Below are 13,581 nucleotides of genomic sequence, written 5' to 3' on the forward strand. Positions count from 1 at the left end.
CAAGTTCTAAGTATCGAAAATACTGATACTTAGAACTCTGTTAGTAAGCTTCAGTGGGAGTAAAAACTCCCTCTGAAGCAAAGAACTCCGTTTATGTTTATAACTTTCGTAGAATATATTTAGTAAAATCTTTTACTATATCATCATCAATTTGGTTTAAAACTTTGTTTTTAAAGAGCAATGCTAAGATTAGCAACCCCATAAAAATATTTATATATACATCTTTTAAGTCAAAGGTAAAAAACCCATTTACTAATATATAATCTAAACTACCATTCCAAAAAATCTTGTCAATTAATGAACACATAGCACCAGAAAATATGAAAGCATACATAATATTAATAGTTTTGTTAGGTCCAAATTGCTTATTTAGATATTTATAAAACAGATATATTAATATACTCATAATTGCTACTATTGAAATATGAATCCATTTACTGATCCCTAATTGCAACATAGAATTAAACCATGAATAGTCCCTATTGAACATAGGCTTAAAATATAATAAAGGAGGCAATATAGGAAATTTTTTGTCAAGAAAATTGTTGTTAATTACTATTTTAATAGCCTGCTCTATTGTTACTAAAATAAGCACTGCTATACCTGTTTTTTTGTTTTGAATTTTCATATTTATTCTACACCACCTAATATAGACAATCTTAGCATAATTTACAAAACTTTGAAATGATTATTTTCTTTTAAAACTCCCCTACTCCCAAAGCTTATTATGAAAAGAATCACTGCAAGTACCATAAAAGCTACCTTTAATGAACTTAATTGTCCTATAAAACCTAGTAGTGGAAATATCATAATCATAAATATGCTAAAACATATACTTTGAACAGATATTAAGGTTGCTCTTTGGGCTGATGGAATAAGCTTATTTATATAGTTAGAGCTAACAGGATATAAAATATTTATGCTTATAGAAAACATAATAAATCCTATGATAGCAGTTATATTTTTACTGTTACTAAGAATTATAAGCCACACGCCTCCTAACATTGGGACTATATAAAGCATGGATTTCTTTAATTTCCTTTCTACTTTATAGGCGAGTTTTGCTCCTATGGCACAGCCTATACTTGATATTACATAGATTATTGCTATGAAACTTCTAGAGTATCCCATTTCACTAAAATACTGTTGAGTATAAAAATGAGTAGTTGTGCCGGTCATAAATATTAATTCAAAAAACATCATTATTAGTATAATTTTTTTATTAGATTTCATCACTTCATAACAGCTTTTAAAATGGCCTACTATAGTCACTCTTTCCTTTGCTTCTTCATGGAATTCTGGTTCTTTAAATCCAAAAGAAATTCCTAATGCACATATACTTATAATGGCTGATAATCCATAGCTATATGTAAAGGAGTAATCTGATAATATTCCTCCAACTAATACAGCTATTCCTTGAGCTACTTCAATTATAAAATTTAAATTTCCATTTATCTTTAAATATTTTTCCTCTTCTCCTATAACTTTTAAGGAGTCATAAACTAAGGCTTCCTCTGAACCTGAGTTTAAATTATAAGATATGGCGGATATTACAAAGGCGATGGCAAACCCTAAAAAACTATTACAAAACAGCATTAAGATTGCTCCAATTGAAGACATTATCCTTCCAAGTATTATAGTATTTTTTCTTCCCATAATATCAGCAAAAGCTCCTGTAGGAACTTCGCATATTAAACTAGTTATATGGTGAACTGATTCTAAAAGTCCTATTTCTATAAGAGACATGCCTTTATGAGCTAAATATAATACCCAAATGGCAGAGCTTATATCTATGGAAGATAAAAATTTATACATATAATCAATTTTTATATTTTTCTTTATCCTAGCTAAGTAATCTACTCTCTTCCCTTTATTAATCTTATTTATATTTAAACTTTCTTTTACGTTATTCATTGTAACTCCCCCTAATGATTTTTATGAGCATAATAAAAGACTCTATTATGAAGAATTTAATCTTTATAATAAAGCCTTGGAGTTACTTTTGAAACTGAAGGACTATTATTCCTGCAAAATCATCTTAAAAAAAGATAAAGTAACCCCTTGGTTGGCAATATTGCAGTTTTAAACATAGAACTGCTGCTCATTGGGGTATATCCTTTTTTTATATTAAGATATCTCACAGTTGTTTCCTCCATTTTTTCTAATATATTCTATTATATCATATGGGTAATATTTTAGTATACATTATTATCCTATTTTTTATACAATTTAAATATTTACATAGATATTTGTTTCTCTTCTTTATAATTATCAGTTCCATAGTTTCCCCAGCAAGGGGTTTCAATTCCTATATCTAGAGAGTTAAATTTTGCGCCCTTAGTACTGTTATAATTATCTAAAGTCTTAAATACAATTTTACATCCCAATAACAGTATAGGCACATTGGCATATACAACTAGTATATTTACTAAGTCAGATATGTACCATAAATTACCAAGTTCTAATCCTGATAAAACTGTTAAACAACCAAAAGGTACAAATATTAAAGCACCTAAACTTCTTATAGTATTAATACATTTCTTACTTTTTGATATAAAGTTCCCGGATATTTCTGCAAATAGAATCATTCCAAGTAGAGTTGTAAATGCAAATAATCCATAACATAAAGATATTATTACAGTAGCAATTGAATCAAAGGCCGTACCTGGAATTAAATATTGTACAGAAGTTAAATAAACTGTTAGTTTAGAACCTTTTATGCTCTCCCAAGCCACTCCTGAATCAGCTGCCCAAAGACTTGCCATAACTACTACTATTCCTGTCATTGTAGCAATTATCATAGTATCTAAAAATACTCCTAAGGCTTGTACTAAACCTTGCTCAACGGGATGATCATTATCTGCTGTAGCTGCAGCCATAGTTATAGTACCTTGTCCAGCTTCATTTGACATAAGGCCTCTTTTTATACCCTGAGCAAGTGCTACACCAAAGGCACCACCGAAGATAGCTTGAGGTTTAAAAGCCCCAGCAAATACGGCAGTAAAAAATAGAGGAACTTTATCTAAGTTAAATATAATTATTACTAATGTTATCCCTACATAGATTATAGCCATTATAGGAACTAATTTATCTGTAACCTTAGTAACTCCATTTATACCTTTAAATACAGTAACTACAACTGAAGCTATTAATAATATGGTAATTGCATAATATAGCAATGATTGCCTTTCATAGACAGTTCCAGTGATTGTTTCTACTATAGAACTTAAACTAGTTACAATATTGAAAGTCTGCGCTGGTATACAAAACATTGCATATACAATAAATAAAACTGCTAGTATTATTCCTATTGATCTTTTATTTCCTAAAATTTTCATTCCATAGAAAGGTAATCCACCAACAAACTCATCATCTTTTTTCTCTTTAAATATTTGAGCTAAAACTGCTTCTACAAAGGCTGTTGCCATTCCAAAGAAAGCAGAAACCCACATCCAAAAGATAGCTCCTGGACCTCCTACACTAATGGCTCCAGTAACACCTACTATGTTACCAGGTCCTATTCTCATAGCTGAACTTAATAGAAATGATGCTAAAGGACTAATTCCTGCTTCATGTGCTTTCTTCTCTGCAAGTATTTTAATCCCTTTTTTAAACTTAGTACATTGAACAAATCCCATTTTAAACGTAAAATATATGCCTGACCCTACTAAAAGTAAGATAGCTAAAGAAAACTTTCCTATTATAGGAATGTTAGAATACCATTGAAAATTAGTTGGAAAATCCCATAAAAAGTCTGCTACTGGTACTATAAACTCAAATATTTTATTTATCGAGTTAAAAAATCCTTCCATCGTTATATCCCCCCAAAATTTTATAATTCATACTTATTATCTCATATCACCCATATTTAAACTAGAATTATTAAATTACATCCATGGAAATTAAATCCTCGTAACTTTCACGTCTTACGATAATTCTCTCTTGTCCATCTTTTATCATCACTACAGCTGGCTTTGGAATTTTATTATAATTGCTAGCCATGGAGTAATTATATGCTCCAGTACTCATAACTGAAAGAATATCTCCTCTTTCTATAGAATTAGGTACCATCAAATCCCATATTAGTATATCGCCTGATTCACAACATTTCCCAGCTATTGTAACAGTTTTATTTCTTTCATTATCCATTTTATTTGCTAAATAAGCTTGATATTTTGCTGTATATAATGCGGTTCTTGGATTGTCCGGTAATCCTCCATCTATAGATACATAGGTTCTTACTCCTGGAATATCCTTAATGGTTCCCACAGTGTAAAGAGTTATTCCAGCTTCTCCAACCATCCATCTTCCAGGCTCAATGAAAACCTTAGGCATTTTAAGTCCATTTTTATAAGTATTTTTCTTAATTAATTCCATTATTGCATCAATAAAATAGCTTAGGGGTTTTGGTTCATCACTTTCTAGATATTTTATCCCAAAACCTCCTCCAACGTTTAATTCTTCTACATCTATATCTAAATCTAATTTAAGATTTTTCATTAATTCAACTGCATTTTCTACAGCCTTTAGATGAGATGAATTGTGAAAGAGTTGTGAACCTACATGAAAATGAATTCCTCTAAAATTTATATTTTTTGATGTTTTAGCTATAGTTATAGCTTCCTTTATAATCTCACCATCTAGTGGAATACCAAATTTAGAATCCTTTTGACCAGTACTTATATACTTATGAGTATTGCAATCTATATTCGGAGTTATCCTAAATAAAATATCTACAACTTTATTTGCTTCATAAGCAAGCTTCTCTAGTACCTGTAGTTCATCTACACTATCAACTACTATTCTTCCCACACTATACTCTATGGCCATTTTTAATTCTGCAGTTGTCTTATTATTACCATGAAACATGATATCTTTTGGATTAATTCCAGCTCTAATTGCTACAAAAAGTTCCCCTCCTGATACTACATCTATTCCCATGCCTTCTTCTTTCATTATCTTACACATTTCTAAAGTCAAAAATGCTTTACTAGCATAGAATACCTTAGTATTTGGATACTTTTCTGTAAAACTATCCTTTAATTCTTTACATTTGTTTCTTATGCAATCCTCAGATATTACATACAAAGGTGTACCGTACTTTTGTGCTAATTCTTCAACATTGCATCCATTAAAATATAATTTTCCATCTTTAATGCTATTTTGTAACATATATTATTGCCTCCTATTAAAATTCTTACTTTATAAGTAAAGCAATAACTATGCCATTTTTTTAAACGCAACTTACTAAATTAATTGCTTTAAAATAGCCATTTTTATATTTATCTTTAAGTATAGTTTATATGGTTTTCCATTTTTTCGAACTATTCTAAATATTTATTCCCAATGACTTGATTTTACTCAATATACATAGAATTTCAATGTTCACTTTTCCGAACTCCATTCCACATTTACGGAATATTTATATTTAATTTTATTTATAATCGTTTATATTAATATTATATTTTTTTATTTTATCGTAAAAGCTTGTTTTTCCAATTTCTAATGTGTTCAAGGACTCTTTTATATTTCCTTTATAAGCCCTTAAACAGTTAATTATTATTTTCTTTTCAGCTTCTTCTAAGCTAACTTTTAAACTTTCACTTACTTGTTTTGTTTCATTCTCTGTATTATATACTAATATGTCCTTAGAATATATTACATTAGAATCATTTAAACTTATTGTTCTTTCAAGAACATTTTCTAATTCCCTTATATTCCCTGACCAAGACAGGCACATTAATTTATTCATTGCTTCTCTAGTTATAGTAATGTGTTCTCGTTTTAATTTTTCAGATAAATTTATAATTAACTTGTCCACCAATATAGGTATATCTTCAATTCTATTTCTAAGTGGCTCAATATATATAGGTATAATATTGATTCTATAATATAAATCTTCTCTAAATTCCTTTTCTTTTATTGACTGTTCTAGATTTTTATTTGTAGCACATATAATTCTGGTATCTACCCTAATTTCTTCTATTCCTCCAATTCTATAAAAGGTTTTATTTTGTAAGAAATTAAGCAATTTACCTTGAATCTTTAATGGCATTTCTCCTATTTCATCTAAAAATACAGTTCCATTATTAGCTAATTCAAATAGTCCCGGTTTACCTGACTTTTTTGAATTAGTAAATGCTCCACCTTCATACCCAAAAAGCTCACTTTCTAAAAGACTTTCTGGTAAAGATGCACAATTTATATGGAGAAACTTACTATTTTTCCTATTACTGAGATTATGAATTTCTTCTGCTAAAGTACTTTTTCCCGTTCCACTTTCCCCTAGTATCAATACTGTCGAATCTGTTTTTGATGATTTGTAAGCTATTTTCTTAATATCATTTATATGAGTGCTTACCCCTTGAAACTTTTTAAAACTTCTTGCTATATTTTCATCTTCTAATAACTTTTCTGTTTTTTTAAGATTCTTTAATAAAATATTTCTTTCTTCTATTACTTCTTTCAGTTCCGTTATGTCTTCAACTCTTAATATAGCACCAATTTTATTTTCTTCTGAATATAGTGGTATAATTGATGATAATGTAGCTATACCATTAATATTCATAAATTCGTTTGTAACTATATTATCTTCTTTAGTAGCACACCTATAGAACTTGTCCATCTCATTATTTCTTTCATGCACATTAAAAATAAAATCTCCAATAGGATTTATAGCCTTTGCATTCTTCCCTTTTTCTCTAAAAACTCGCTCTGCTAATATGTATCTTAAACTTTCATTTCTAGCTGTATAACCTTTACTTTGATAAAATACCAATTCATTATTCCTAATTATCACCATATGACCAACAGCATATCTATAACCCATACTATATCTTGTCTCATTTATACATATCTCTAATATTTTTTTACTATAATCTATGCTCAGCTTATATTTTAAACCATTATATACTCCATCAAGATATACTTTCCCACTTTGATCACTAACATCTATAACTTTATAATTCACATCACCATTACTAGAACTTTTATATGTGCCAAAGGCTAAAATAGAATCTCTCTTTTTAATTTTCTTATCATAGATACCTATTTTTTCAAAGGATTTATAATCTAGTTCACCATCATCTTCACCAATTTTATTATCTACAATAAAAACTAAATCATCTTTTCTAAGTTTATCTGCCTTATGACTAATTTTTGAGGATTCAAATATTCCAAATATCTCCTTAGCCTTCTTATTATAAGTTGTTATTATTCCTTCTGTGTTAATAACAATAACACCTTGTGAAATATTATCTAGTATTTCATTTAAAACTTCACCCATAAGAACTTCCCCCATGTCTTATCCTATAAATAAACTCCAATCCAAATTTAAAAATGAGATTGGAGTTTTTTATTGTTTAATTTTATTTATTCATTAGCTCTGTATAAGCTACATACTTAGATAGTTTTTTTATAACATTTTCTCTATAGGATAAAGCCTATAGCTTCATTAATTCCACATGCATGCAATCTTCTACTTCTATGTTAAAGCCTAATTTTTTAGCTTCTTCTATAACTTCCTCATTAAAGGAACCTGGTTGGAACCATACATTTTTGATTCCCTTTGCTTTTATTTTAGGAAGAGATTCTAAAGCAATTTTAGGATTAACTATTATGTTTATTCCATCTATTACTTCTGGTAATTCTTCTATAGACTTATATAGCTTTATTCCATCTATTGATGCATATTTAGGATTAATTCCATACACAGTATATCCTTTATCCTCTAATTCTCTAAAAATTTTGTATCCAAATCTTGTAGTATCATTTGTAGCACCAAGTAAAGCCCAGCGTTTAAGGTTAAGCATTTTATTCATATTAATCACTCCTTATCTTATTTTATAAATAGTTTGTTTAATTCTTATAGTTATTATTCTTTAATCCTATCATGTAAAATACGCCTTTTCAATTACTTTAAATGTAATTTGTATCTTTATTGACATAGCAGTAAAGTGTACTATAATATATGTTAAATATAACTGAGTATTTAGGCATCTTCAAAAAATAAATAAGTCAAAATGCTAATCTATTTCGTGTTATACTACGTCAACAGAACCCTTAGATAGTTGCTAACCATCTGCGAAACCTATTTCCTTGTCTAACTCAAAATATACTTCCCACCTTTGACTTGTTATTTATTTTCAGATGCCTTATATATATTTGAGAGGAGCAATAAAATGGCCAAGATAACCTTTAATAACATTATGAAGAAATATGATGGAAATGTTGTTGCTGTCAAAGACCTTAACTTAGATATAAGGGATAAGGAATTTATTATTTTAGTTGGGCCATCAGGCTGTGGAAAATCCACCACTTTAAGAATGATTGCAGGCCTTGAAGATATTACAGAGGGTGAATTATTCATTGGTGATAATTTAGTAAACAATGTTGCTCCTAAGGATAGAGATATTGCCATGGTGTTTCAAAACTATGCCCTATATCCCCACATGACCGTATATAAGAACATGGCTTTTGGCCTTAAAATGAGAAAAGTACCAAAGGATGAAATTCATAGAAAAATTACTGAAGTTGCTAAAACTCTAGACATTGAAGATCTCCTTTACCGTAAACCTAAGCAGTTATCAGGAGGCCAACGTCAAAGAGTTGCCTTAGGCCGTGCTATTGTTCGTAATCCATCAGTATTCTTACTTGATGAGCCACTATCAAATTTAGATGCAAAGCTTAGGACACAAATGAGAACAGAGATAACTAAGCTACATAAAACTTTAGGTACGACCTTTGTATATGTTACCCATGATCAAACAGAAGCAATGACTATGGGTGATAGAATTGTAGTAATGAAGGATGGATTTATTCAACAGGTGGATACGCCTATGGGTCTATACACCAAGCCTTGTAACCTATTTGTAGGTGAATTCATGGGATCTCCTAAAATGAATACATTAGAAGTTTCTCTAGTAAATAAACCTGACGGTTTTTATGCTGAATTTCATGGAAATGTCCTTAAGTTACCTAATACTGAAGAAATTAAGGCGCTGTTTGATAAATACATAAATAAAGCTATTATCCTTGGTTTTAGACCTGAAGATGTATATGTTGAAAATAACTCTACTAAGGATAATCTAAGTAATGTGATATCAACTAAGGTTGACATCGTTGAACTAATGGGCTCAGAAGTATACTTATATCTAGACTGTAATGGTAAAAAGCTAATTGCAAAAGCTTCATTTCCTACAAGCATAAAATCAGAAGAAAAAATAAATGTAGCTGTTGACACAAGTAAGCTTCACTTCTTTAATAAAGATACAGAAAAAAGAATAATCTTTTAATATATTAGCATTCCCTAGGGTAATATATAATTTAAAGAAAACTTTGCATTAAATTAAATACTTATTTTGTGAAATAATTAATTTAGGACGTAGCAACTTTAATGTTTGTTACGTCCTAATCTAAATTTTGTAATATCTCAAATTGCATATTATCCTTTTGTTGAGCCCCCGTCATACCAGCTACTAGAAATTTCCTAAATATCAATGCTATCAGTTCAAGAGGAGCTATCGCAATCAACCCTGCTGTTTTAAAATGCTCTTTATTATAATGAGCAATTCTGTAATCATTGGCATATGGAGCTGCCAAAACTTTCCCATCAATTTAGAATGTTTCCAATATAGGGATGTCTGCTTTATCTTCATCAGAAAAATCAAGTGGTTCCAACCAATACCAAACTTAAAAGAGTACTTAATGGTTTCTTTTTCATAATCCTTTCCTCCTTAAACTCATATATTTCAACTAGTAGTATATATTATTCTACATTATCAATAAATAACCCCTCAATTTATACATAAATTTGGTGTTATTATAATATTTTGCAACAACTTTCCTAATTCAAACTTTCCGTCTATCCTATTAGAAAATTATATAAATTTAATGTATAATATCTGTATACAATAATTATAATATAGCATATTACATATAACTATATAGATAGTTATTTGCTAAGAAGGAGATTGTTATGGGCGGAACTTGTGAAATAAGTGCTGATATAATTGAAAAAGATTTGAAATACCTAGAACTTCTTTCTCATAATTTTCCTACAATATCAGATGCATGCACTGAAATAATAAATTTGGAGGCAATATTAAACTTGCCTAAAGGTACAGAACACTTTTTAACGGATCTTCATGGAGAACATGAAGCTTTTCAGCATGTGCTTAAAAATGCTTCAGGGGTTATAAAAAGAAAGGTTAATGACATCTTTGGTAATACCCTTAGAGAATCTGAAAAAAAAGCATTATGCACCCTTATATATTATCCTGAACAATATATAGATATTGCTCTTGCTAAAGAAGTTGATCATGATGATTGGTACAAAATTACCCTTAACCAATTAATTCAAGTATGTAGAAATGTATCTTCTAAATATACTCGTTCTAAGGTTAGAAAGGCTCTTCCTGCAGACTTCTCATATATCATAGAAGAGCTACTTCATGAATCTGAAGCAAGACCCAATAAACAAAATTACTTTAATGGAATACTAGATACAATCATTTCCATTGGTAGAGCTGGAGATTTTATAACTGCAATCTGCAATGTTATTCAAAGATTAACTATAGATTCTCTTCATATAGTAGGAGATATCTATGATAGAGGTCCTGGTGCTCACATAATTATGGATATTCTTTGTAATTATCATTCCTTTGATATTCAATGGGGTAATCATGATATTCTTTGGATGGGTGCTGCTGCTGGAAATGACAGCTGCATTTGTAATGTTATAAGAATATGTACTAGGTATGCTAATCTAGAGACCTTAGAAGATGGCTATGGTATAAATATTTTACCTTTAGCACGTTTTGCCATGGATGTATATTCTAATGATCAATGTAAATCATTTAAACCAAAAGTTAATGTTAATTATTATAAAGAAAAAGATTTAAAACTTATGGCTCAAATGCATAAGGCAATTTCTGTTATTCAATTTAAATTAGAAGGTGAAATTATTAAAAGACACCCTGAATTTGACATGGATGATAGAAGACTTCTTGATAAAGTTAATTATGAAAAAGGAACAATTCTTATAGATGGAAAAGAGTATCCACTAAATGATACTAACTTCCCAACTATAGATATTAACAATCCTTATAAATTAACAGATGAAGAAAAAGAATTAATATCTAAGCTTCATACCTCTTTTTTAAATAGTGAAAAGCTTGAGAAACATATTAGATGTCTTTACTCTAAGGGGAGCCTTTATTTAAAGAGTAATTCTAATCTTTTATATCATGCTTCTATTCCTTTAAATGAAGATGGTACCTTCAAGAAAGTTAAACTTGGAAATCAAGAGTTATGTGGCAAAGAATATTTAGATAAGGTAGATAGAATAGCTAGGGAAGCATATTTTAATGAATGTAATAGCAAAAATGATCATTATGCTTTAGATTACATGTGGTATCTATGGTGTGGTCCTGATTCGCCTCTCTTTGGTAAGGATAAAATGGCTACCTTTGAAAGATATTTTATAAGTGATAGGGTTACTCATAAAGAAAATAAATGCCCTTACTTCATCCTTAGAGATAATGAAGAAGTGTGTAATGAAATACTATTAGAATTTGGTCTTTCTCCTAAGTATTCTCATATAATTAATGGACATGTACCTGTTAAAACTATTAAAGGTGAAACTCCTATTAAAGCTAATGGAAAACTTTTAGTTATAGATGGAGGGTTCTCAAAGGCTTATCAACCTGAGACAGGCATTGCAGGCTATACTTTAATTTATAATTCCTATGGACTTCAATTAGTTCAGCATGAACCTTTTGAGTCAACTCAAACTGCCATTGATGAAGGTAAAGATATTATCTCTACTAACTTCATTCTAGAATATAACTCTAGAAGGCTAAAGATTAAAGATACTGATATAGGTAAGGAGCTTATAAGCCAAATTCATTACCTTCAAATGCTTTTAAATGCATATAGAAAAGGTATGATTAAGGAAAGAAAATAATTTAAGGCATCTGAAAATAAATAATAAGTCAAAGATGGAAAGTATATTTTGAGTTAGACAAGGAAACAGGTTCTGCAGATAGTAGAACTATCTAAGGGTTCTGTTGACGCAGTATAATACAAAATAGACGAGCATTCTGACTTATTTATTTTTTGAAGATGCCTAAATGCTTATAATATAAACTTAGGGAGCTTTTTTGAAATAAGCTCCCTTAAATATTTTTATAATCCATATAAGTATTTTATTAATTTTTAATCCCAAGCCCAGTCACATTTGACCATACATATTTCCCTGCGAACCACTAACTATTTGAGCAAATTCACCCGTAGATAGCTCTAACCTTACCTTTGTTGTATTTTCCTCATGCATATTATCTATAATACTCTCTAATTCCTTTTGAACAGAATCAAGAAATAATATTTCATTTTCAGAAATAACCTTATCTTCCCAGAATCCATAACAAATTCTTTCACCATCTAAAACTATCCCTTCCTCAACAGATTTTTTAATCGACCTAAAAGATTGAGAAAGATTATATAAAGTCTCTATCTGCACTACATCATCGAACATATAATAAGTTCCTTCATCACAGGCATTAATCATTGAACCAAGGTCTTCTAATACATGCTTAAAAGGACTAGCTTCATCTTTATTTTTATTTACATTGTCAATATTACCTTTTATTGTTTATATATGGTACATAGTCCCAACCATCTTATTATGTTATGCATTCCCCTTAGATAACATATCTTGTCCCAATTATATTTTTTCGTAGTACTATACTTCATCCCCAATTCAAATTAAGCAATCGATGACACAGTTACTATAATAATTATTATAATATATTTTTTTATCTTCATATTTATCCCCCACTACATTTTTATGTAGTTATATCGTAATATGTATTATAATATTTGAAATAATAGTAATTATAAATTTTTCCAACTAACTATTCAGTAATAGGTATGTCTAGACCAATAATATAAATCTACTCACTATTCTTAGTTAAGAGAGACTTTTGCAAAATAAACTAATCTAAATAAATATTGAATACTCACTTATATTGTTAATGCTCAGCCGTTTCGGAATATTGATAAAACGTACTATAAACTACTAAAAACTAAGCATTGAACCTGTAAAACCAATTGTTCTGATTATATGTAAAATCAAATTTTTTATAGAAATTATCCAGTTCATTCTTTGCAATCAAACCAACAATAGAACCATCTACACAGTTTTTATTAATATAATCCATTATTTTTTCCATAATTAGTGTACCAATCTTCTGTTTTTGATAGGAAGGTATAACTATTACATCTTGTATATAAAAAACCGTTCCACCATCTCCAACAATTCTTCCAAACCCAATTATCTTATCTTGGTCTTCTATACAAACGCAGTAGGTTGAACTATTCAATCCTTTTTCTATTTTGTCGTGTTGTAATACCCTCCAACCAACAGAATTTCTTAAATAAATATATTCTTCAATTGAAGGCTTCCTTTCGCTTACAATAATACTTTTCATATTTAAACCTTCCCTCCACATTAAATTTCAAAAAATGCTACTACATATTATACTAATAGAAACAACCTTCTTAAATTATAATATATATTTC

The 13,581-nt window shown here is 29.3% G+C and carries 11 protein-coding genes; 2 read left to right on the top strand and 9 right to left on the bottom strand.

All coding sequences use genetic code 11. The annotated features are described in order from the left end of the window. Nucleotides 1-97 precede the first annotated feature (97 nt). The 6 genes from ABDZ93_RS06175 to ABDZ93_RS06200 form a co-directional block, all read right to left on the bottom strand. Nucleotides 98-628 carry a signal peptidase II gene (locus tag ABDZ93_RS06175; RefSeq protein WP_343824684.1) on the bottom strand — a complete coding sequence of 177 codons (531 nt, stop codon included), beginning with the start codon at nt 626-628 and terminating at the stop codon, nt 98-100. A gap of 41 nt (nt 629-669) precedes the next feature. Then, the gene (locus tag ABDZ93_RS06180; protein ID WP_343824687.1) at nt 670-1,914 is read right to left on the bottom strand and encodes an MFS transporter; all 1,245 of its coding nucleotides are present in this window, start codon (nt 1,912-1,914) and stop codon (nt 670-672) included. A gap of 323 nt (nt 1,915-2,237) precedes the next feature. Then, nucleotides 2,238-3,812, bottom strand: a complete 1,575-nt coding sequence (locus ABDZ93_RS06185; RefSeq protein WP_343824688.1) for an alanine/glycine:cation symporter family protein — start codon at nt 3,810-3,812, stop codon at nt 2,238-2,240. Between the two features lie 70 nt (nt 3,813-3,882). Beyond that, entirely contained in the window at nt 3,883-5,172 is a 1,290-nt protein-coding gene (gene lysA / locus ABDZ93_RS06190; RefSeq protein ID WP_343824689.1) for a diaminopimelate decarboxylase, read from the bottom strand. 262 nt (nt 5,173-5,434) lie between these two features. Then, complete coding sequence (locus tag ABDZ93_RS06195) at nt 5,435-7,285, bottom strand: sigma 54-interacting transcriptional regulator (protein ID WP_343824691.1); 1,851 nt, start codon at nt 7,283-7,285, stop codon at nt 5,435-5,437. 157 nt (nt 7,286-7,442) lie between these two features. Continuing rightward, complete coding sequence (locus ABDZ93_RS06200; protein WP_343824692.1) at nt 7,443-7,820, bottom strand: CoA-binding protein; 378 nt, start codon at nt 7,818-7,820, stop codon at nt 7,443-7,445. 360 nt (nt 7,821-8,180) lie between these two features. Here ABDZ93_RS06200 and ABDZ93_RS06205 point away from each other — a divergent pair, with 360 nt between their 5' ends. Then, nucleotides 8,181-9,293 (top strand): ABC transporter ATP-binding protein, encoded by a 1,113-nt coding sequence (locus ABDZ93_RS06205; RefSeq protein WP_343824693.1) that lies wholly within the window; start codon nt 8,181-8,183, stop codon nt 9,291-9,293. Between the two features lie 115 nt (nt 9,294-9,408). Here the strand turns inward: ABDZ93_RS06205 and ABDZ93_RS06210 are convergent, their stop codons facing one another. Continuing rightward, nucleotides 9,409-9,600, bottom strand: coding sequence for a hypothetical protein (locus tag ABDZ93_RS06210; RefSeq protein ID WP_343824694.1), 192 nt, complete (start codon nt 9,598-9,600; stop codon nt 9,409-9,411). 376 nt (nt 9,601-9,976) lie between these two features. Between ABDZ93_RS06210 and ABDZ93_RS06215 the strand changes: the two genes are divergently transcribed. Beyond that, nucleotides 9,977-11,965, top strand: coding sequence for a fructose-1,6-bisphosphatase (locus tag ABDZ93_RS06215; protein ID WP_343824695.1), 1,989 nt, complete (start codon nt 9,977-9,979; stop codon nt 11,963-11,965). Between the two features lie 267 nt (nt 11,966-12,232). On the opposite strand, the gene ABDZ93_RS06220 is transcribed toward ABDZ93_RS06215, so the two are convergent. Together ABDZ93_RS06220 and ABDZ93_RS06225 are read right to left on the bottom strand one after the other, a co-directional pair. Further along, complete coding sequence (locus ABDZ93_RS06220) at nt 12,233-12,568, bottom strand: hypothetical protein (RefSeq protein WP_343824697.1); 336 nt, start codon at nt 12,566-12,568, stop codon at nt 12,233-12,235. A 517-nt stretch (nt 12,569-13,085) separates the two neighbouring features. Continuing rightward, nucleotides 13,086-13,490 (bottom strand): GNAT family N-acetyltransferase, encoded by a 405-nt coding sequence (locus ABDZ93_RS06225; protein ID WP_343824700.1) that lies wholly within the window; start codon nt 13,488-13,490, stop codon nt 13,086-13,088. Nucleotides 13,491-13,581 lie beyond the last annotated feature (91 nt).

Origin of the sequence: Clostridium subterminale, assembly GCF_039521425.1 — a bacterium.
GTDB lineage: Bacteria > Bacillota > Clostridia > Clostridiales > Clostridiaceae > Clostridium_J > Clostridium_J subterminale.

Coding starts and splice junctions, on each gene's coding strand:
- ABDZ93_RS06175 (WP_343824684.1), bottom strand. CDS start 628: ATGAAAATTCAAAACAAAAAAACAGGTATAGCAGTGCTTATTTTAGTA.
- ABDZ93_RS06180 (WP_343824687.1), bottom strand. CDS start 1,914: ATGAATAACGTAAAAGAAAGTTTAAATATAAATAAGATTAATAAAGGG.
- ABDZ93_RS06185 (WP_343824688.1), bottom strand. CDS start 3,812: ATGGAAGGATTTTTTAACTCGATAAATAAAATATTTGAGTTTATAGTA.
- lysA (WP_343824689.1), bottom strand. CDS start 5,172: ATGTTACAAAATAGCATTAAAGATGGAAAATTATATTTTAATGGATGC.
- ABDZ93_RS06195 (WP_343824691.1), bottom strand. CDS start 7,285: ATGGGTGAAGTTTTAAATGAAATACTAGATAATATTTCACAAGGTGTT.
- ABDZ93_RS06200 (WP_343824692.1), bottom strand. CDS start 7,820: ATGAATAAAATGCTTAACCTTAAACGCTGGGCTTTACTTGGTGCTACA.
- ABDZ93_RS06205 (WP_343824693.1), top strand. CDS start 8,181: ATGGCCAAGATAACCTTTAATAACATTATGAAGAAATATGATGGAAAT.
- ABDZ93_RS06215 (WP_343824695.1), top strand. CDS start 9,977: ATGGGCGGAACTTGTGAAATAAGTGCTGATATAATTGAAAAAGATTTG.
- ABDZ93_RS06220 (WP_343824697.1), bottom strand. CDS start 12,568: ATGATTAATGCCTGTGATGAAGGAACTTATTATATGTTCGATGATGTA.
- ABDZ93_RS06225 (WP_343824700.1), bottom strand. CDS start 13,490: ATGAAAAGTATTATTGTAAGCGAAAGGAAGCCTTCAATTGAAGAATAT.